The organism is Methanosarcina siciliae T4/M (assembly GCF_000970085.1).
In the GTDB taxonomy this organism is placed as follows: domain Archaea; phylum Halobacteriota; class Methanosarcinia; order Methanosarcinales; family Methanosarcinaceae; genus Methanosarcina; species Methanosarcina siciliae.
Genome location: NZ_CP009506.1, coordinates 200,572 through 221,563 on the forward strand (window position 1 = coordinate 200,572; position 20,992 = coordinate 221,563).

17 protein-coding genes and 2 tRNA genes are annotated in these 20,992 nt (G+C 44.3%); 7 read left to right on the forward strand and 12 right to left on the reverse strand.

From position 1 onward, the window contains the following. Positions 1-80: 80 nt before the first annotated feature. Positions 81-569, reverse strand: coding sequence for a 3-isopropylmalate dehydratase small subunit (locus tag MSSIT_RS00935; protein ID WP_048169243.1), 489 nt, complete (start codon positions 567-569; stop codon positions 81-83). A 487-nt stretch (positions 570-1,056) separates the two neighbouring features. Here MSSIT_RS00935 and MSSIT_RS00940 point away from each other — a divergent pair, with 487 nt between their 5' ends. Then, the gene (locus tag MSSIT_RS00940; RefSeq protein WP_048169245.1) at positions 1,057-4,851 is read left to right on the forward strand and encodes a PAS domain S-box protein; all 3,795 of its coding nucleotides are present in this window, start codon (positions 1,057-1,059) and stop codon (positions 4,849-4,851) included. Between the two features lie 136 nt (positions 4,852-4,987). Here MSSIT_RS00940 and MSSIT_RS00945 read toward each other — a convergent pair whose 3' ends face one another. Then, complete coding sequence (locus MSSIT_RS00945) at positions 4,988-6,325, reverse strand: ATP-binding protein (protein WP_048169247.1); 1,338 nt, start codon at positions 6,323-6,325, stop codon at positions 4,988-4,990. Between the two features lie 183 nt (positions 6,326-6,508). After that, positions 6,509-7,579, reverse strand: a complete 1,071-nt coding sequence (locus tag MSSIT_RS00950) for a formate--phosphoribosylaminoimidazolecarboxamide ligase (RefSeq protein WP_048169249.1) — start codon at positions 7,577-7,579, stop codon at positions 6,509-6,511. A 197-nt stretch (positions 7,580-7,776) separates the two neighbouring features. Here MSSIT_RS00950 and MSSIT_RS00955 point away from each other — a divergent pair, with 197 nt between their 5' ends. Together MSSIT_RS00955 and truA are read left to right on the forward strand one after the other, a co-directional pair. Further along, positions 7,777-8,769: an ArsR/SmtB family transcription factor gene (locus tag MSSIT_RS00955; RefSeq protein ID WP_048169251.1), complete on the forward strand. Its 993-nt coding sequence runs from the start codon at positions 7,777-7,779 to the stop codon at positions 8,767-8,769. A gap of 11 nt (positions 8,770-8,780) precedes the next feature. After that, positions 8,781-9,590 carry a tRNA pseudouridine(38-40) synthase TruA gene (truA, locus tag MSSIT_RS00960; RefSeq protein ID WP_048169253.1) on the forward strand — a complete coding sequence of 270 codons (810 nt, stop codon included), beginning with the start codon at positions 8,781-8,783 and terminating at the stop codon, positions 9,588-9,590. A gap of 157 nt (positions 9,591-9,747) precedes the next feature. On the opposite strand, the gene MSSIT_RS00965 is transcribed toward truA, so the two are convergent. The 8 genes from MSSIT_RS00965 to MSSIT_RS01000 form a co-directional block, all read right to left on the reverse strand. Then, positions 9,748-10,794: a TRM11 family SAM-dependent methyltransferase gene (locus MSSIT_RS00965; RefSeq protein ID WP_048169255.1), complete on the reverse strand. Its 1,047-nt coding sequence runs from the start codon at positions 10,792-10,794 to the stop codon at positions 9,748-9,750. Positions 10,795-11,027: 233 nt separating this feature from the next. Then, positions 11,028-11,315, reverse strand: coding sequence for a YunC family protein (locus tag MSSIT_RS00970; protein ID WP_048174403.1), 288 nt, complete (start codon positions 11,313-11,315; stop codon positions 11,028-11,030). A 40-nt stretch (positions 11,316-11,355) separates the two neighbouring features. Further along, the gene (locus tag MSSIT_RS00975) at positions 11,356-12,150 is read right to left on the reverse strand and encodes a hypothetical protein (RefSeq protein ID WP_048174404.1); all 795 of its coding nucleotides are present in this window, start codon (positions 12,148-12,150) and stop codon (positions 11,356-11,358) included. A gap of 65 nt (positions 12,151-12,215) precedes the next feature. Then, positions 12,216-13,106 (reverse strand): type II methionyl aminopeptidase, encoded by an 891-nt coding sequence (map, locus tag MSSIT_RS00980; protein WP_048169257.1) that lies wholly within the window; start codon positions 13,104-13,106, stop codon positions 12,216-12,218. Positions 13,107-13,341: 235 nt separating this feature from the next. Continuing rightward, complete coding sequence (locus MSSIT_RS00985; protein ID WP_048169259.1) at positions 13,342-14,514, reverse strand: M24 family metallopeptidase; 1,173 nt, start codon at positions 14,512-14,514, stop codon at positions 13,342-13,344. Positions 14,515-14,623: 109 nt separating this feature from the next. Next, on the reverse strand, positions 14,624-15,274 hold the full coding sequence (locus MSSIT_RS00990) for a hypothetical protein (protein ID WP_048169261.1): 651 nt from the start codon (positions 15,272-15,274) through the stop codon (positions 14,624-14,626). Positions 15,275-15,606: 332 nt separating this feature from the next. Then, positions 15,607-15,679, reverse strand: a tRNA-Asp gene (locus MSSIT_RS00995). Between the two features lie 110 nt (positions 15,680-15,789). Next, positions 15,790-15,902: transfer RNA gene (locus tag MSSIT_RS01000), tRNA-Tyr, on the reverse strand. Between the two features lie 221 nt (positions 15,903-16,123). Between MSSIT_RS01000 and MSSIT_RS01005 the strand changes: the two genes are divergently transcribed. Beyond that, entirely contained in the window at positions 16,124-16,462 is a 339-nt protein-coding gene (locus tag MSSIT_RS01005) for a protease inhibitor I42 family protein (protein ID WP_048169263.1), read from the forward strand. 381 nt (positions 16,463-16,843) lie between these two features. On the opposite strand, the gene MSSIT_RS01010 is transcribed toward MSSIT_RS01005, so the two are convergent. Then, positions 16,844-18,040, reverse strand: a complete 1,197-nt coding sequence (locus MSSIT_RS01010; RefSeq protein ID WP_048169264.1) for a methionine adenosyltransferase — start codon at positions 18,038-18,040, stop codon at positions 16,844-16,846. Between the two features lie 492 nt (positions 18,041-18,532). Here MSSIT_RS01010 and hisG point away from each other — a divergent pair, with 492 nt between their 5' ends. From hisG to hisB, 3 genes are all read left to right on the forward strand, one after another. Beyond that, on the forward strand, positions 18,533-19,402 hold the full coding sequence (gene hisG / locus MSSIT_RS01015; protein WP_048169266.1) for an ATP phosphoribosyltransferase: 870 nt from the start codon (positions 18,533-18,535) through the stop codon (positions 19,400-19,402). Between the two features lie 101 nt (positions 19,403-19,503). Further along, the gene (hisA, locus tag MSSIT_RS01020; RefSeq protein WP_048169268.1) at positions 19,504-20,256 is read left to right on the forward strand and encodes a 1-(5-phosphoribosyl)-5-[(5-phosphoribosylamino)methylideneamino]imidazole-4-carboxamide isomerase; all 753 of its coding nucleotides are present in this window, start codon (positions 19,504-19,506) and stop codon (positions 20,254-20,256) included. 56 nt (positions 20,257-20,312) lie between these two features. After that, positions 20,313-20,888: an imidazoleglycerol-phosphate dehydratase HisB gene (hisB, locus tag MSSIT_RS01025; RefSeq protein WP_048169271.1), complete on the forward strand. Its 576-nt coding sequence runs from the start codon at positions 20,313-20,315 to the stop codon at positions 20,886-20,888. Positions 20,889-20,992 lie beyond the last annotated feature (104 nt).

Genomic DNA, 20,992 nt, shown 5'->3' on the forward strand with positions numbered 1-20,992 from the left:
CAAATTTAGAGGCAAAAATGCCTTCTTACTGCGAGATGTTAAACGTGGATCAGGACTGTCTCCGGACAGTTTTCCTGTTTTTAGCGTTCAGAGACCAGTTTTCGGGCATACTCTATGAGCCCTCCTTCATCTACGATCTCGCGGACGAAATCCGGAAGGGGGGTTGCCTGATAGGTCTCTTCTTTTGTTATGTTTTGAATGATCCCTGTTGAAAGGTCCACTTCAAGTTCATCTCCGTCATCGATCCTATCCGTGTCCGGACATTCAAGGACCGGAACTCCGATGTTGATCGCATTTCGGAAAAAGATCCTTGCGAAAGACTTTGCGATCACACAGGATACCTTTGACCCTTTAAGGGCAAGAGGGGCGTGTTCGCGCGAGGACCCGCAGCCGAAATTACTTCCAGCGACCACAATGTCATTTTCATGAACTTTTTTTGCAAAATCAGGGCGTACGCCTTCAAATGTATACTTAGCAAGCTCACCCGGGGTATTGAAAATAAGGTACCTTCCGGGAATTACTGCATCCGTATCCACGTCATCTCCGAATTTCCAGGCTCTTCCTTTCATGAAATCACCAGTAATTTGCTGTAATTAAATGCTGTTGATATTGTTGATATAATGTTCACAGCCTGTAACTCAGCTAAACTTACAGGGTTGAAGTATCACAGGTAATATTTATATTATTTTCCTACAGGTTTTTTTTTTGCAAAAATACCTTCTGTTTATTAATTTCTATAACCCACTAAATTTTATAAGCAAAAATTGCGAGATGAGATAAACTAAATTGTGGATTCTTTATCTATTTAAAAATAGTATGTTTTATATTAAAAATAGTCTACTTTTTATTGAAAATAGTCTATTTTTAATTAATAGTATATTTTGGTGGTTAGAGGTTACGACAATGAAAAGAGTGGGTACAAGCTCGTAATACGAATCGAGACGGATGAGTGGAGCAATCATCTTACTTCAACAACTTCCTTAATCTAATCTAAATTACAGAATCAAACAATTAATTTTTACGCTTTTGTATTATCAAAGTTGGAGAAAATATGGAATGAAAAAAAATTTGAGAAATTCTGGCATTGATATTGTTGGGGACGTGCCTTTTGGAACGCACTTCTGCCAGTTCTATCAGACAAAAGAAGATTTGATAGACACGCTTGTTCCTTATTTTAAAGCAGGACTGGAAAGTAACGAATTCTGCATGTGGGTCACATCGCAACCTCTGGAAGTAGAAAAGGCAAAAGAAGCACTTAGAAAATCTGTTCCTGATCTTGATATTTATCTGGAGAAAAGGCAAATAGAAATTATTCCCTGTACCTGCTGGTATTTTAAGGAGGGCATTTTCGATTCGAGAAGGACCTTAAACGACTATGTTGAAAAACTTGATCAGGCCCTGGCAAATGGATACGACGGTTTGAGGTTGAGTGAAAACACTTTTTGGGTGGGAAACAAGGATTGGAATAATTTTGTTAACTCCGAAAAAGAAATAGACAGAGTCATCGGCAACTACCATATGATAGCTCTCTCTACTTGCTCACTTAACAGGTGCAGCGCAACTGAGATTATTGAAGTCGTCTCCAGCCATCAATTTTCTTTGATCAAAAAGGAAGGAAAATGGGAAAGGGAAGACAATTTTGGGAGGAAGAAAGCTGAAGAAGCAGCTGTTCGAGATGCAGGGGATTGGGAACAAACTTTTGACGCTATACCGGACCTGATAGCTATACTTGATACCGAATATCAAATTGTTCGTGCAAACAAAGCTATGGCGGTAAAATTAGGAATGACACCAGAAGAGTGCATTGGACAGACTTGCTATCGGATTATTCATGGGAAGAGCAAACCTCCTTCTTCCTGCCCGCAACGGCAGTTGCTTAAGGACGGGGCTGAACATACCGCAGAGGTTTACGAGGATTGTCTTGGTGGTTATTCCATAGTGAGCGTCTCGCCACTATATGATTCTAAAGGAAAACTCACCGGGAGTATTCATGTAGCCCGTGATATCAATGAACGCAAACAAGAAGAGCACCGAATACACAGATACAACCGTATTCTCGGGGAAATTAACAGAATCTTCAGCAATGTAGTGCAGGCAAAAACAGAAAAAGAATTGGGAAATGCATGTCTGTCTGTAGCCCTGGAAATGACTGGCAGCCAGATTGGTTTCATTGGTGAACTGGGCACCGATGGGATATTGCACGATATCGCATTCAGTGAATCGGGATGGGATCAGTGTCTTATGTACGACAAGACAGGGCATCGCTACCGTCCAGGCAATCTTGTTGTACATGGCTTGTACGGCAGTGTCGTCAACAGTGGAAAAAGCTTTTTTACCAACGATCCCCCATCTCATTTCGATAGTATCGGCGTGCCGAAAGGTCATCCCCAGCTCACATCATTTCTCGGCGTTCCCCTTGTCCAGGATGGGAAAACGATAGGCGTACTTGCGGTCGCGAACAGTGAGGGCGGCTATAACCATGAGCAGCAGGAGGATCTCGAAGCTATCGCTCCGGCGGTGATGCAGGCTCTCCAGAGAAAAAAGGCGGAACAGGAGAGAAAGCGGGCTGAAGAAGCACTGATTAGGAGAGAAAATGAGTTTCGAACATTGGCTGAAAATTCTCCTGACATGATTGCCCGCTTTGATAGACAAAGTCGCCATATATATGTTAATCCAGCAGCTGCGGAGGTTTACGATCTTTCTCAAGAAGAAATTATTGGGAAAACTCATAGTGAACTGGGAAGAAACCCAAAGCATGTAAAGTTCTGGGAAAAACATAATGAGAAAGTTTTTACTACAGGAAACTCCGAAACAATGGAATTCCATTATACGTCGCCTCAAGGAAAAGAATACCACTTTAATACACGAATAGTACCCGAGTTCATTAATGGCAAAGTGACCTTTGTTCTTGCCATTTCTCGTGACATAACTGCTATTAAGGAAGCAGAAGCTAAGCTGAAAGAAACACTCGACAATTTAGAAAACCTGGTTAAAGAACGGACAACACAGCTTGAGAAAGCTTATAATTTGTTGAAGGAAAACGAAAAAGGTCTTGCTGAAGCTCAAAGAATGGCACACCTGGGAAATTGGGACTGGAATCTTGTAACTGGTGAAATACACTGTTCCGATGAATTATATCGTATTTTTGGACTTAATCTTCAAGAATTCAGCTCAATTTTTAGTGAAACTTTAAGTTACGTACACCCGGACGATCGAGACCATGTAAATGATGCCATTAAAAAAGCCTTAGATGGAGAGCCCTGTAGCATTGATTTTAGAATAATTTTAGCTGAAGGGGCAGAGCGTATAGTCCATACACAGGGCGAAGTTGTTTGTGATAAGAAAAATATCCCTGTTCGAATAAAGGGAATAGTTCAGGATATTACGGAACGTAAAAGAGCAGAAGAGAAAATTCAGATACTTGCGAATGCTGTAGAGTCATCGGACGATGCAATTATAACCAAGTCTCTTGATGGTATTATTACAAGTTGGAATAAGGGCGCAGAGAAGGTTTATGGTTATTCGGCCGAAGAAGTTCTGGGCAAGCCTATCTCTATTCTGGAACCATCCCTTTTTGGAGGAGAAACGAAGAAATTAACTGAGATGGTTAAACGGGGAGAAAGGGTCCATCATCATGAGACTATGCGGTTAAGAAAGGACGGTACGAGAATATCCGTTTCAATGGCTCTTTCCCCTGTTTTTGACATTCATGGAAACCTCACTGCTATTTCGGCTATTACCAGAGATATAACCGAAAACAAAAGAGCAGAACATAAACTTCGAGAAAGTGAGGAGATGTACCGCAACATCGTAGAGACAGCCAACGAAGGTGTGCTCATAATTGATGATAAGACCATGATCACTTATGCTAATAAAAAAATGACGGATATGTCCGGATACCGTCTGGAAGAAAGTATTGGCAGACTGATATGGGACTTCATCAGTGAAGAAAGTAAGGCTATCGCCAAACTGAACCTGGGAAGGAGGCGGCGGGGTGCCAATGGAAGCTACGAATTGAAATTGATACGTGGGGATGGCTCACCCTTGTGGGTACTTATAAACGCTAAATCTCTTTTTGATATGGGTGGCAAGTTTGCAGGCTCTCTGAGCATGCTTACTGACGTCACCGAGCGAAAAGAAGCTGAAGAGACCCTTGCAAATATCGAGATTGCCCGCAAAAAGGAAATTCACCACAGAATTAAGAATAACCTGCAGGTAATTTCCTCTCTGCTGGACCTGCAGGCTGAAAAGTTCAATAAAAGAGAGGATATTAAGGATTCGGAAGTGCTGGAAGCCTTCAGGGAAAGCCAGGATAGAGTAATATCTATGGCTCTTATCCATGAGGAACTGTACAAAGGTGGAGAGTTCGATACACTTGACTTTTCGTCTTACATTGAGGAACTCACTGAGAATCTTTTCCTGACATACAGGCTTGGAAATACAGACTTCAGCTTAAACATGGATCTGGAAGAAAATATTTTCTTTGATATGGATACTGCAGTCCCGTTAGGGATGATCATTAATGAACTTGTTTCCAATTCCTTCAAGTATGCATTTCAAGGAAGAAGCAGGGGAGAAATCCGAATCAAACTCCGTAGAGAAAAAAAAGGAAAGTGTATAAACAATGGAGAAAAAAGCAAAAAAGAAGGCTGTAAGAGTAAAAATTTTACTCTAACCGTTTCAGATAACGGCGTGGGCATTCCTGAAAATTTTGATATTGAAGATCTTGACAGTCTTGGGTTTCAGCTAATAACTTCTCTTGTAGACCAGTTAGATGGGAAACTTGAACTGAAAAGGAACAATGGGACAGAGGTTACTGTAAGGTTCACAGTAAGAGATAAAAATGAATAAGCATCGGCGAAATCTCAATAAAATTAGCTTAAGAAATACCAATAAAATTAGCTTAATATACCTCATTTATATTTGGTTCAAAAGATTTGTAAGAACCTCATTTTTTGATCCAGTTAATCCTGAATAATGCAAAAAATTATTTTGATCGTTGAACTGTCATTTCTTCATTTCTTTCCTCGGCATAAGGTTCAAGAGCACTCGGCTCACCTCCCCCGTGCCAGCTTCTTCTCGGCCGGATGCGTACCATATGGACAGATTCTGAGTGGTCGTCCACTATCAATGCTGCTCCCTTTTCGCTTCCCATTTTCTTAAGGTATGTCCTGAGGCTTTCCTGCATATAAAGAGGTCTGGAACTTTCAAGAGCAAGGATATCATCACTTGAGGTAAGGCGGTGGCAGATAAGCAGGTCACTCTGCGAGACAACATCAGGTTGAAGGCTTGCAGGCCTCTGGGTTGCCAGTACCAGGGAGAGCCCGGGCTGCCTGCCCTGCCTGAGGCAGCGGTTAATAAGCATTTCGGAAGCCAGGCTTTCTCTTCCCGCAGGCACGAAGATGTGGGCCTCATCGATAAACAGCCAGACCATGGGAAATTCTTTTCCTTCAGGTTTTTCTCCCATCTGCTTTTTTTCGTAGGATCTTCTTGCCTCAAGCCTTTCCGCATAAAACCTGCCCGCAAGAATTGATACTGCCGCAGCACAAACGTTTTCGTTTTCCAGGGGACTTACATCAAGAACTGTTGTCCTGCCTCCGGATATCAATTCTGATAGAGATGTTCCTTCTTTTGAGAACAGCCCCCAGGCTTTCACAGCCCTGAAATAGTTTTCTGCAGCCCCTTTAGTTGTCGGGTCCGAACGAGTGTCCAGGAAGATCTCACTGATGATGTCTTCAAAAGAATAATGGTGGCCTTTCTCCCGGAGTGATTCAATGGTTCTTACGAGCAGGATCCCAAGAGGAGAAACCTCTTCAATTTTGAGAACCCTGCACCATTGGCTTCCGGATAGGTCCCGGATAGAAATCGAAAAAGGTTTTACCTCTATGTTTCGCTTCCTATAGGCTTCCACCTTTCCTGCTGGCACGAAAACCTCGGTCTCGAGGCCTTTGGGGGCGAGACCCCAGTTTTTCAGTCTTCCTGTTTCGGAAGCATTCGGATAACTCATTGTCCAGAATATCCCCATGGTATCGATGATAAGAGAGGCAAGTTTTCCCTTGATGGCAGGATGAAGAAAGGCAAGCTCTTCCAGCATACATCCCATCGTGTAGGACTTTCCGTATCCTCTTTTCCCGCAGATCAAAACAGCATGGGGCTTAAGGGCATCCAGATAAACGGCGGCACCCCTTGAATGGTCAAGTGCCATATAGTTCCCAAGAAACAGGAGGCCTTCTCCATTATTTTCTTCGTTCCCGAGCACTCGCAGCGTCCCGCTGAGCCTTCCCCCGAAAACAGGTCTGAACTTTTTATTCTTTCCTTCAGGCATCCTTGATAGTATCGGATTGACTTCTACTTAAAATAATTTATTACTATGTAATAAAATAATATTCCCAAACCCGACAATATATCCAAATCAGGGCTTGAAAGCTTGTTTCAAGCCGGAAAGTGAAAAAAAGTATGATTTTTGAAAAAGTATGAATTTTGAAAGCTTCTGAATTCTCCAACAGCTTCAGGATATTATTTTATCCAGCTGGTTTTTCCATACTGCTTCTTTAATTTCCTGGGCTATTCTCCGTCCGGTTGAGAGGTCTTCCTGAATCAGGTCCGCATAGGGAGAGCCTGAAATGTAAAGGTTTGTCCCTGCCACGATCCGGGCAGAAATCTCAAATACCTTGATTTCAAGGGAGTCCGTGAAGACGGTTTCAAGGCAGAAAGCCCCTATCATCCCGCCGAAAAGCCCGAGAGACTCTTCAACTACTCTTTCTCCAAGGGAGAAGATAAGGGGCAGGAGGGATTCTCTTGCGACAAGAGGGACGTTTCCTGTGACTACATATGTCGGGCGGATCCCGGCTTCGATAAGTTCTCTGGGGGAACCGAGCCTGAAGATTTCATCGGCATTGGATTCCACTCTGCGATCCATGCTGAGAAGCTCAAGGCTTCCTTCGCTTAAAGTATATCCTTCGTTTCGGATAGGGGAATAGAAGTAATGCAGGTAATAGCGAGTTCCTGTAATGAACTCCTGAATAGTGTACTTCTGGGTATGGTCAACGAGTTCGTCGAATTCCTCGTAGGTTTTTGCAACGAAGAAGCCTTTTCCTCCTTTTGCCCCGTTGTACTTGACCATCACAGGCCCGTTAATGTCATGGGGATCATCTATTTTCCCGGGCATATGGATGCCTGCTCCGAGCAGCCATTCCCTTTCTTTGTCCCTGTCCGATTCCCACTCCAGTACAGCCCGGTTCCCAAAGGTGGGAACGGCCATCTCTGCAAAGTTCTCAGTGCCAAGGTAAGCAACAAATGAGCCGTGAGGGATAATGATTACGTTTCTCTTTCTGAGTTCCTCAGCCTTATTCATGATATCCGAATAGCTGTCAACAATAAGATACTCATCGGGTTTTGCTTTGGGGAATGCCTCATAGAATTTAGGCGGTTTGCCAACGCAGATCCCCAGAGTTCTGAAACCTTCTTTTCGAGCTCCATCAAAAATTTGAAGGCTTGAGTGAGAACAGACTGTTGCAATAGTAATGTTTTCTATATCGTAATTTTTCAGAAATTCAAGAATCTGCTGTTTTGTGATCATGATTGCTACCAGCGGAAAATTTAGATTAGAATACACAATGTTGTATTTAAGGTTAAGGGCAGGCTTCTATATATAAATATAGCAGCCTATCTATAATAAATTGAAGAAATAAAAACTTTATATTAAGATCGGTTCAAAGTACAGTACAGAGTATACTTAAAATACTGATAATAAGGTTTTTAATTCAGGAAATACGCATGAAAGGGCTTGAAGATAGAGACGGTTTATCCGAAATCGGCGCGCCTCCCCAGGGGCCTGGATCAGAGGAGCAGGATAACAGGGTGCTTGTTCTCCCTGTAAACGGGGATTCAAGAAAAATTACCCAGGTCCTCTCCAACGAAACCTCATTGAAAATTCTTGAACTTCTCGGGAAGAAAAGCATGTCTGCAACCAATATTGCAGAAGAGTTGAAGCTCCCCCTTACCACAGTCAAGTATAATCTGGATTCTCTGGCCGAATCCGACCTTATTAAGGTCAAACAGATAAAGTGGAGCCAGAAAGGGAGGCAGGTCAAGATCTACGAGTCAGCGGAAAAGCTGATTGTCCTTGTCCCTTCCAGAAGCACGATGGATAAACTCTCCATTATAAACTTGCTGCAGAAATACATCGGAGTAATAGGAGCAGCCGTCTTTGCTGCTGCAGGAATAGAATACCTCTCGGCCTATCTACGGGCAAAAAAGATTATTGATGCCACGGCTCCTTTGCGGAGGGGGATCACGGGTCCGGTAAATGAGACTTATCCAGAAGCAACAATTATGGAGACCGTTGAAACAGAAAACCTGAGCCCGGAATCAGATAGTTATAATTCGGATTTTGACAAGGTAGTGCCGGAAGAGGAGGTAATGGATGAGGAAGTAGTGGTAGAGGGGGCAATGGATGAGACCCCCGAAACCTTTGCCGGGCAGCAGGTAGAAGACGGTGGGGGTGCGGAAAATCTTTCATCGGGAGCAGGAACCGGAGGGGAAACCTTCCAGGGAGAAGCTGCAACGGAAGTCTCTGCCTCTGAGACTCTGGACTCTACTTCGGATTTGCCTTCGGTTCCTTCGGAAGGGCTCACCCCTCTCGGAGGGCTTCATGGGCTTTACGATACTCTTTCTCTTCACCCGGGGGTCTGGTTCCTTTTCGGCTGCATCTTTGTAATATTTTTGATAATTGTAAGAGAAGTCTATTATAAGAAAAAAACCAAGTAATCAGGGATTGTATGAGAGTCGCTTTAAAACTTGCATACATAGGCACCGAGTTTCATGGGTCCCAGATTCAGCCGAATGTTGAGACCGTGGAGAAAGAACTCTTCAAGGCTCTTCGGAACCTCAGGATTATAGAAAGCCCCAAATCTGCGAGCTATACCTGTGCGGGCAGGACTGATGCAGGAGTCCATGCCCTCGGACAGGTTGTTGCTTTTGATACGGAAAAACCGAACCTGGCAATTCCAAGAGTTATCAACTCCGAACTCCCTCCGGCCATATGGGCATGGGCTCATGCGGAAGTCCCCTACTACTTTGATGCAAGGAGAAGTGCGGTTTCCAGGCATTACCGCTACGTGATGAGCGGCGATGATTATGATATTTCAAAGATGAGGGAAGCTTCAAAACTGTTGCTCGGAACCCACAATTTTGAAAATTTTTCCAGGGCAAACGGTGAAAAAAGTACTGTTCGCACTCTGGAGAGGATCAACGTCCGTTTAGACGGGGAAATTACAAAGATTGATGTTGTTGGTAACAGTTTTCTCTGGAACATGGTAAGAAAAATAGTGACAGCTCTCTCAATGATCGGAAACGGGGTGCGTGATAATGACTGGTTGCTCCAGATGCTGAATCCCGATATTTATGAAGAAGGAATCGAACCGGCTCCTCCCTACGGGCTAACCCTTATGGGAGTAAATTATGGAGAAAATATAGAATGGATTGAAGATGATTACTCGATCAGGCGGGCAGGTGAGCAGAACCACAAACGCATTCTCAGACACAGGGTAATGGCTGAGGTGCTGGAAGAACTGATTTCCCATGAGTGAGAAATACCTTTAAATGTGAAAAATCACCTTTCTATCGTTAACCTCTTTTTAAATCCCTTTACCCAACTTTATTCACCTTACTTTATTCTTTTTTCCTGTTCTTCACTTTGTTCTTCACTTTTTACTGCCCTTTACTCTTTCAGTTTTCCGAAAAATTCTACTTCATATCCTTCTGGAAAATAGTTATTATTCGCGTGAGGCTCCTGTGAACTCTCTGCACGTAAATCTCAAGAACCTTAAGTCCTGCTTTCTCTCCATACTCAAATGATGTTTTGTCCGAGACAACAACTGCGATAGCTCCGGGTTTTAAGACACGGTGGATTTCTTCAAGGGCGCCGGAGTAAAGCTCTTCTAAGGACCCTGCAAGGATTGCTGCAGACCTTCCATAGGGAGGGTCGGTGACAACGGCATCGATTGTAGAGTCCTTCAGAGGGATCCTGCAGGCATCCCCTTCCATCAGTAGGTAGTCCAGTTCGTAGGCCTCAAGGTTCATGTGAGCCCCGAGGACAAGTTTTTCCTGGGCATCGACCCCGATGACCCTCGCCCTCACAAGCCCGGCTTCTACGAGTATGCCGGCAGTGCCGCAGAAAGGATCAAGAAAAAGCTCCCCGGGCTTTATCCCGGAAAGGTTTGTAAGGGCGCGGGCAACCCTGGGCATGAGGACTCCGGGGTGAAAAAATGGCTTGTTCTGGGGAGTCCTGGCTTCATAAGCACTCCGGTCAACTGAAGATAGGAGAGTCCCAAGCACAGCTTTTTCGCTCAGGATGAGCCGGAATTCCACATCAGGGTTTTTCAGGTTTGCCCTGAACCCTTTCCTGTAAATAAAGCCTCCAATTTTCTGCTCCAGGTACTCGCACGGAAAATCAACGTGGTGTTTGATCCGCTTTGCCCTGACAACAAAACTTTCTCCTTCCCTGATATACCCTTCAGGTTCAAAGGCTTCTGCAAGCTTCAGGAATGCATCAGGGTTGTTTTCGGTAGTTCCCACCACCTTCAGGATATGGTGGGTCATTGCCAGCCTTCCGGTTACAGGACCTGCAAGGGTTTTTTCAACATCCTCTTCTCTGCCTGCTATATCCACTACAAGGCACTGGTCTACTCTTGAATGGAGCCGGAAATCAAGCCCCTCAATTTTAAGGCAGGCAAGGACTTCGGCAGCTGGCAGTTCTTCGTGTTCTCCGGATAGTTCAAAAGCGTATAACATTGATGATCGGAAATAAGTTGATTAATATAGTTCAAAATGATCTTCAGGCAGTTCAAAATAACTCAATTTCGAGTTTCGTGTAGAGTATTGAGGTCTAAACAAGATCACAATGAAATTAAAGTCTCAATGAAGTCAAAAGCGGGTTACAGGTAAGAGAAGCTACCTGACAGGAGGCAGCCTGCAAGATTTCTATTATGATGTTTCCGGAGAGGACTGCCTGTGAATCGGACTCATTAAAACATCTTTTCAAGTGTTTCCCTTCCAGTCATTCCTATCTCAATTCCAAGTTCTCCGGCAAACTTCGTTATCTCGACAACAGGGGCTTTGAGCATATCTTCGAAACTCTGCACACCTTTCACTTTTGCTGCCGCATCTCCGAGGGTCTCTGCGGCACTGACATTAAGATATCCGCACATCAGAAAACCTTTCTCTGCCCTTATGACCAGCAGAGGATACTTCTGCATTTCAAACCGGAGGCCAAGTGCGCATCCGTTTTCAAGTGAGATCTGTTCAATGAGCATGTTTTTCTCAATAAGCTTCAAGCCAGATTAACTTTTGGGCTCAGGTCAGGTTCCGATTAATTTCTTTAAGGATATTTCTGAAAAAACCGGCTACTTGACCTGCTTCAGTATTTTCCCCGGCAGTCCGGGTTACGTTTTCTTCACTTCCGTTTTCCGGACTTTTGTCTTTATTAGTTTCCATGTTCTGCAGTTCGGCTTTGAAAGTCTCATTTTCCGAAAGCAATATGGTAATGTTTTTTTCTGAGCCGAAATTTCCTTTCAGTAAGGCCCGGTTAGTTTTAAACTCAAGGCTTTTGTTTTCAAGCCCTTCCGTTAATTCTACATCAAAGCCCGGTGGAAGGATAATCGTAACACTTGAATCCGGAGTGCCCATCAGCCATATGTCTGTTCCGGGGCCGGCTTCTTCCTTGAAACTGTAGGTTACGCTGGCGCTGTTTGTAATTGCCGATTTTTTTCCAGTTCTTCCGAGGGCCTCTTTTGAGATCCAGAATTCAACGTCCTTCAATTCAACAGGTTCCGAACTCGAGTTGAGCTTTACATCCGGTTCCTCTTCTAGGGATTTCTTCATTTTGCCATTTAAAATAACTTCCATCTTCAGGATTTCCCAGGCATTAACAAAACCGTCACCTTCACCTGTTTCGATGTCTATGAGATTCCTGAAAAAAACAGCTTCTTCATCCGTAATTTTCTCATCGTAATTCCATGTCATTCCGTCTCTTTCCACTGTGATATTGTTGCCGGGAATAAAGGCAGCAGAACAGGGTTCTGAAAGAAGGGAAGGAATGAGGAAAGTTGCCAGTAAAAGACTGGCCGAAAGGAGGGGATACAGTTTCAAGATTGTCAACTCTTTTTTATCCGTCCTTCATCCTATTCTTTTTTCTGTTTTTTCTTTTCCGGGCTTTATTTTGTCGTAACTTCACACCCGTCCCGGGTTATTATTACCGTATGTTCTGTCTGGGCCACAAGCCCTCCGGCACTTTCAACAAGTACAGGATAAGAGTGGAGAATTCCGGCTTTTTCAAGCTGGATCAATGAAAAATCAAGTTTGTCCGACTCGATCCAGCGCTTTGCAAAGGGGAGTTCCCTGTACGCTTCTACCTGTTTCAGGACGTTTCTGACTGCTGGGAGGCGGACAGGTTTTTTCTTTATAAGGCTGTAGATCTCTGCCCAGCTTCCATCGTGCACAAGGCCCGTTCCGTTAGTTGCAAAGGGTTCGATTGCAAGAACGTCTCCTTCCTTCAGGATAACTCCCCCCTCTACATGTTTGTTGGGCACCGAGGGATTATCATGGGCCTCATACTGGGAAAGCCCATGGCCTGTGAGGTTTGTAATGGGATTTAAGCCATAGCTGCGGATCTTCTCTTCTATTGCAGCCCCGACCTCTCCTGTGCTGATTCCCGGTTTCATAAGGTCAATAGCTGCTGCAAGGGCTCCTTCCGATGCTTTTACGATATCTGAATTGCCCGAAAGGTCCACGGTTATTGCCGAGTCTGCTATGTATCCGTCAACGTGGACTCCGAGGTCCAGCTTTACCATATCGTTTCCGAAGACGTCCTGGTCTCCTGCCTTAGGAGTTGCGTGGGCAGCTTCCTGGTTTCTTGAGATATTGCAGGGGAAGGCAGGTTTGCCTCCGAGTTCTATGGTTTTCTTTTCAACAAATTCAGCAACTTCGAGCAGGCTGTTTCCGACTCTTATCATGTCTGCGGCCTCGGCCCTGACAATCTTCAGGATCCTGCCGGCCTCTCTGTACTTTTCAGTGATATCTTCTTTGTTGTATACGTTATCTGTCATGTTAACCCCACTTAGTAATCTCTCTTGATTTATCCTGATTGTTATACTGATTTTGAACCTTGTTAAAGCATTTCTGTCAGCAGTTCTGACTATGAAATCCTATCTGTGAAATTTTGATTTATACCCCCTTATTATGGTAGATTCCTGCTGTATTTATGCTTATTTCCTGTAATCCGGGGCTATATAAGGCAAATTAAAGCAAATTCTGACGATCTCCGGCGGCTTAATTTATATATTATTTTAATACAAATCTCTTTTCCAGTCCTGTAAGGTTCTCACATCCGGTTTCGGTAACCAGTACCATATCCTCAAGCCGGATACCCCCTATTCCCGGATAATACAGGCCCGGCTCGATGGTTATCACGTTGCCTGCCTCCATGATAGCTCCGTTTTCTCCTACACTGGGAAGTTCGTGGATGTCAAGCCCTACCCCATGGCCTGTAGAATGAGTAAATCCGGCTTTTGACCCGCTTCTGTAGGTGTGATACCCCCTTGCCTCAAAAAGGTCACAGACCGCCCTGTGTATTTCAGATGAATGAACTCCGGGCTTAACCATTTCCAGCGCTTTTTGCTGGACTGTAAGTACGGTTTCATACATTGCCTTTAGTTTTTCCGAAGCTTCGCCTCTGGTCACGGTCCGCGTCATGTCTGCAAAATAACGCTTCTTTTTGCTCCTTGGGAATATGTCCAGGATGATTGGGGCATTTGCCCTGAGAGAGCCTTCCGTAGTTCCGTGAGGGTTTGAGGTGTCTTCCCCGCAGGAAACAATTGTCTCTTCGGCTTCACACCCGAAATCCAGCAGGGTATGGTCAATTACCGAGTTTACTTTAGCCCCGGTAAGGACCTGCCCTTCAAAATAGAGTATGTCATCCCTTTCCTCTGCTCCTGCTATCAGGGCAATTGCTGCTTCCATTGCCTTTTCTCCCGCCATTTGAGCATACTTTATGGCTTCAATCTCTTCCGGTCCCTTCACAGTTCTCATTTTCCTGAAAGGGCTTTTTACAGGCAGTACGGTAAAACCTGCTTCTGTAAGGTATTTTGAGTAAAAGATAGGAAAATCGTAGGCTACAGCAATTTTTTTTACTTTTTCTTCAAGGAGCAGCTCGGATATACAGGCTGCATAGGCAATAGATGCATCCTTTTTCTCCTTGATTTTTTCACGGTAGCCAAAGTCCTGAGTGGTTTTTATATTCGAAACCCTTGACTCGATTTCAGCTCTTCCGCGCTCCATTTCTGAGATGAAAAGAATTTCTCTCCCGCTTTCGGTTTGCAGGTAAATGAACTCGTCCGATGCCAGGAAGCGGGTTACGTAGTAAATATCGGCACTGTGAATATCCCCTGTCATCAGATAGGCGTCTGCTCCTGCTTCCTCAAGGGCCTTTTTTATACTGAAGTCTGTCTCTTTCATGCAAGGTAATTCTGGTGTTTGTAGATAAAGTTGTTATCGTCGGCTTGCTGGCAGGCCGGTGTACGGATGCTTACCCGGTGGATACTGACCAGGATCATTTCTTACTTTTTCATCTTCCCTTTTTATTTTCCCTTGCCTGTGTTCTTTTTTCTATCTCCTTCATTTCGTTCCCAAGAATTAAAAGTTCCTCCAGCATAGTGAAATATCTGTCAAGGGAAGCTGTCATCTCGTCTGAAAACCTGAGAATGCATATATATTTTCGTCTCCCCCGCTCTTTCACCCATATCCTATCTCCAGGGGCTTCATCTTTCAGGTCGGCGAAAATTTCTGCCGCGCAGCCCAGGATCATCCGGACGCTTGATGTCAACCCTTTTTTCATTTTATCTTTTTTAAACTCCAGGTAGTCGCGGAAGACGTCGTTCTGAAGCAGCTGATCCCTGTGGGCCCAGTACTCATCCCTGTTGAGGTTCTCTTCAACAATAAGAGGGATTCCGGAATTCATTTCCTTCAGGTGTGACATTTTATCCGGTTTCTTTTTGTCGGTGTCTTTATTCCTGGGATAAACGTCTTTTCCCATAGGAAGCGTGTTTAATTCCAGCTCCCTTTGAATCCATTCCAGGGTGAAACTTTTAGTGGCTTCGATAAAAATGAGAGTTTCCTTTTCCATTTTTTCTCTGGTACTATCCATATTCTTATGGAGCTCTCTAACTATGTCGACTTTTTCTCCGGAACAATCCTGAGTATGGGACTTAATTCCCATTTTCTAACCTCTTCTTTCAGTTTCATTCCTTAATGCTCTTCTCTTTACATGTTTTTTATGGAAAAGTATTCGGGGTTTCAAGATTATGGATTTGATAAAATGCGGTTAAAAGGGTCCATAAAAGCGGAAGGATTGGGCAGGAAGCAGGGGTAACTGACAGAGCGGGGAAGTAAAGGGCAGAAGCAAGTAATCCGGGCCAGAAGTTTCAGGAATAACGGCCTTATTTATTAGGAATGGATACCACCGGTAAAAATCTTGAATTATATAAAAACAGGTTCAACAGTTAAATGTAAAACAAAATTTACACAGTCGGCCAATTGAAAAAAAAGAAGCGCCCGGACCGGGATTCGAACCCGAGTCGGAGCCTCGACAGGGCTCCATGATAGGCCTCTACACTATCCGGACACTTCGGTCTTCTTAGCTGCTGTTTTTCCCGCATTGCGAGCAAATCTTAAATGTCTTTCCGATATATAAATGTTCCCGTTGACTGACTTCGATTCTGGTGAATGTTCAGGTCCCGCCTCCCAGACTCGAACCGGGGACATCGCGGTGCCTGCGCAGAGATGTACGGGAGGAACCCGCACGAGCCGAACTACAGCCGCGCACTCTACCACTGAGTTAAGGCGGGATTATGATACTGCTTCAGTGTTGCACAGGGCTACACTGCTTCAGTGCACCATCTCCATATATGGTGATGGTATTTATGTTTTTCGCTGGAAGTTGGAATAATAGCTGACATTTATGACATTTTTCATATATATCAAAAATACTTTTGTATATTACAGGGAACATAAAGCATAATCAAAGTAAGAAAACGGACAGATCTCACAAATAGAAAGGGTAAGGAATATGGTCGCCCAAATTTTTACGAACGCCAATTGTTTCGATACGGTCAGCGTCAGCCTTGGAGACACCTTTGTGATAAAACTCAGGGATGAACCTGGAGAGCACCTGTACAGTAAGGAAGAACCCGTTGCTGAAACTGTATGGAAAATGGAGGCCGAAGAGGGTCTCAAATTGCTCCGGGAACAATTCACTCCGGATATTCCGGACACAAAGACTATTCCAGGAATTCATGAATGGGAATACGAGGCTGTAAAACCGGGTACCTGGGATGTTGAAGGCACTTACACCATTTTCCGTTTTGGAGGCGAGAGAAAGTTCAAACTAACTGTTAAGGTTGTTTAAGAAATTTTTTGAATTCAAACATTTTTTATTTTTTTGTGACTTCTTATCTAATTAAAAGTCTGCCTCATATAGTTGGAGATGTCAGCCTGGTTCCTGAGGCTGCTTTCACTATTTAACACCTGATTTTGGAAAGGATCTGAAAGGTTGAAAAATTCCTTCTTTAATAATTCCTTTCTAAGCTATAAGCCCCATTTTAAACTCTATCTTAAAATTCTGAACGGCTAATGGGCTGGATATTGGGAAAGGGATGGTAAAAGAAAGTTGAGGCAAAAAAGTTGCAACAAAATAATGATCCAGTAAAAAGAAAGGTACGGCAAAAAGATGCGAAAGGAACCCGAAGTTTCTTCTTGATATCTCCGGGCTCAGAAATTTTTGGTTTTATCAGAAGGTGTTCAGTTCACCCCTGATGACCATTTCAGTGATTTTTGTTACATTGGAAAGCCAGTCGTCAATTACAACTTCAGCTTCCGATTTGACCTTCTCAAAGGAAGTACCTTCTTTTGGAATGATCTGAGCGCTTGCCACAAGGGGCTGATCAATTGGTTTTGCAATCTGCGAGAGCAGTCTGATATATACGTCCTGTACTTCCGGAACCTGTTTTACGATATCCCTGGCCATCTGGGTCGAGAGGAGGTTGTAGATTTTTCCGATATGGTTAATCGGGTTCTTTCCGCTGGTTGCCTCCATGCTCATAGGCCTGTTTGGTGTGATTAACCCATTGCAACGGTTTCCACGCCCTACCGAGCCGTCGTCCCCCATCTCGGCTGAGGTTCCGGTGACGGTGAGGAAGATACAGCTTGTTTTCAGGTTATCGCCCGTGTTAATGTAGACATTTACATCCCGCTCGGTATAGCGAGTTGCAAGCTCTTTTACATAGGTCTTCATTTCCTGAGTCATGTTTATGTAGCTGTCCAGGTCGTCAACATAGCGTCCGATCATGCCGCTGCATATTGTAAGGGTTATATCTTCTCCATCCCTGAGCCCCATTACTTTCATGTCTTCTCCTATTGCAGGCATGCGGGACTTCAGATCGGTAAGGAGCTGTCTTTCGGTATTGTAGACTATATTTTCAAGTTCGGAAAAGGGAGCGTGCCCAACTCCGAAAGAGGTGTCATTTGCAACCGGAACCCTGTCTCTCTTAAAGACCTCTCTGAGGTCTGAGGATCCTGTTCCGAGTTTGCAGTCCATAATCACGTCTCTTTCAAGATCCATGTTTACCATAGTCTTTCTCAGGTAATTCCTGGCAGCCTGGAGGGCTACGGACTCGGTGGCAAGTTCTACACCTTCGAACTCTTTAGTGGCCCGGCCTACGAGTAGCATATAAATTGGCTGCAGTACTTCTCCTCCTCCGAATTCCGGGCTTGATCTTCCGGCTACTATCTGGGTTTCATCAGTGTTGTGGTGGAGTACGGTTCCACATTTGCTTATGTATTCCCTGCATAGCGCTCGGCTTACGGCTTCGGCAAGTCCGTCCGATATGCTGTCAGGGTGCCCTATCCCTTTGCGTTCTACAAGCTCTATACGTTGTTTTTCGATAGGAGTTTGCAAAAGCTCTTCTACTTTTATATTTCGGGCCATTTGGATCCTCTTTTTTCAAAATTATTGGTACATTTATTGTTAGATTGTTAGATGTTAATATTACCACTTTATTAATCTTTACTCTGTTTTCATAATTTATTTTCCCGGGGGTAACTTAAATTAATTGCGATGCTATTGTAACATTTATATTATTATTTTTATGATTCGATAGATTGTTTCTATTAAATTACTACGGCTATATAATGCTTCCCATATATTCATTACTGGTAGTTATATCATATTTAAATGGTTTATCTTTCTACTTCGACTTCAAAAATTAACCCCTTATCTTTGTGTAAAAATTTATCTCATTTTGGATTTAACGCTCTAATTAACAGGGTTTCGTGAAAAAAGTTTACCCTGAACCTTACCGTGAAGTCTATATTATACGAGAGTATTTTATACGAGAGTATTCTGGATAAATGTTTTATACGGAATGAGCATACCCGGGATAAGTTTCCCGACAGACTACTCTATTAGAGGACATAGCAGATGATTCGCATTGCAATACCAAACAAAGGTCGCCTTCACGAACCCACAATGTCTCTTTTTAAAGATGCGGGGCTCCCCATTAGCGGTGGAGCCGAAAGTCGAATACTTTTCGCAAAAACTACGGACCCTGATATTCATATTCTCTTTGCCAGGGCTGCTGATATACCTGAGTACGTTCAGGACGGAGCTGCGGATGTAGGTATTACGGGCATGGATCTTATTACGGAAAGAGGGGCAGAGGTTGAGGCTCTTCTGGATCTTAAATTCGGGAGGGCAAGCCTTGTCCTTGCAGTCCCTGAGGACTCTGTTTTCCAGAGTGCCCGGGATCTTGAAGGCAAAAAAGTGGCAACAGAGTTTCCGGAGATCACGCGCCAGTACTTCAAGAGCCTTGGAATCAACGTTGAAGTTATAACGGTCAGCGGGGCATGTGAGATGACTCCTCATGTGGGAATTGCAGATGCCATTGTAGATATTTCCAGTTCCGGGACAACCCTTCTGATAAACCACCTGAAAGCTATTGACACAGTCTTTTCTTCCACTGTCCATTTGATTGCTAACAAAAAAAGCCTCAGGGAAAAGGAAAAAATCCTGGACATAAAAACCGCACTCGAAAGTGTGCTTAATGCAAAGAAAAAACGCTATTTGATGATGAATGTTCCCGAGGCATCTCTCCAAGCAGTAAAAGAGCTCCTTCCGGGAATGTCCGGACCAACAGTCATGAAGGTCGAATCCAGCAGGTCGTCTGAAGAATCCTTCCTTGCCGTTCATTCCGTTGTTGACGCAGACCTGATCTTTACCATCGTGAACAAGCTCAAGAATGTAGGTGCAAGGGATATACTTGTCGTTCCTATCGAAAGGATCATGCCCTAAAGGAAATAGCTCTTTAAAGGAAATTAGCCCTGAAATTAATGAAGAGTAAACAGATATATACGGAAAATTTTTCTTGCAGATATCCGGAGATGTAGCTTTCTATGACTTTTGAAGTGATTCCTGCAGTGGACATGAGGGGTGGGAAATGCGTTCAGCTTGTGCAGGGCGTGCCTGGCAGTGAGATCGTGTCCCTTGAAGATCCTCTCGCAGTTGCGCTTGACTGGGTAAGAAAAGGGGCAAAGACCCTTCATCTGGTAGACCTTGACGGAGCAATTGAAGGGGATCGAAAAAATGCTCCTATTATTGAAAATATAGTCCGGGCCTGCAGGGAGAAAGGCGTGGGTATCCAGGTGGGAGGGGGAATCCGGAGCTTTGAAGATGCGGCTTCCCTGCTTAAGCTTGGGGTTTCAAGGGTAATTCTCGGAACTGCTGCCCTTCAGAATCCCGAACTTGTAAAAAAGCTTTCCAGTGCCTTTGGAAGTTCATGTGTAAATGTCGCGCTGGATGCAAAGAACGGGAAAATCTCGATCAAAGGCTGGACCGAAGAGTGCGCGCAAACTCCTGTCGAAATGGGCAGAAAGTTTGAAGAGCTTGGAGCCGGAAGCCTCCTTTTTACGAATATAGATAATGAAGGCCTGATGCAGGGAGTAAACCCTGACCCGACGAGGGAACTTGTGGAGTCTGTCATCATCCCTGTGATTGCATCCGGAGGGGTGAGTTCCCTCGAAGATCTGAAGGTTTTAAAGCAGACCGGAGCCTCGGGGGTTGTGGTAGGTAGTGCCCTCTACACAGGCAGGTTCACCCTTGAGGAGGCTATCGAAGCTATTTTAGATGATTGCTTTTTAGATGGTTAATTACAGTTACTCCGGGGCAAAGTATTTAAGAAATTTAAAAGAGAATGTGATGGTGTATGAGAACCTGCAGAATCTCCCGCAAGACAAAGGAAACCGATATCCAGCTTGAACTGAACCTTGATGGCAAAGGTAGTGCAGACATCAGCACCGGATTGGGATTTTTTGACCACATGCTTGCTTCTTTTTCACGGCATTCGGAATTTGACCTTAAGGTGCGTGCCGAAGGCGACCTCTATGTAGACGAGCACCACCTGGTAGAAGATGTCGGGATAGTCCTCGGGAAGGCTCTTGCCGAAGTTCTTGGAGACATGGCCGGTATTGCCCGTTTCGGGGAAGCCAGAATTCCCATGGACGAATCCCTTGCCGAAGTTGCGCTGGACGTCGGAGGGCGCAACTATCTTGTTCTGAAAGCCGAGTTTTCAAGTCCTCAGGTGGGGCAGTTCAGTACCCAGCTGGTGCGGCACTTCTTCGAAACCCTTGCCTCAAATGCAAAAATTACCATGCATGCAAGTGTCTATGGAGATAACGACCACCACAAGATAGAAGCCCTCTTCAAGGCTTTTGCCTATGCAATGAAAAGGGCTGTAAAAATCGAAGGCAAAGAAGTAAAAAGCACGAAGGGCACTCTATGAATTCCTTAGTTGCGCCACCCGAATTGCGATTCGGGAGCCCGCCATCCTTTTCTCTCCGCTCAAGAGGACTAACTTATGTATCATTTTGGTAGCAATACTTAACA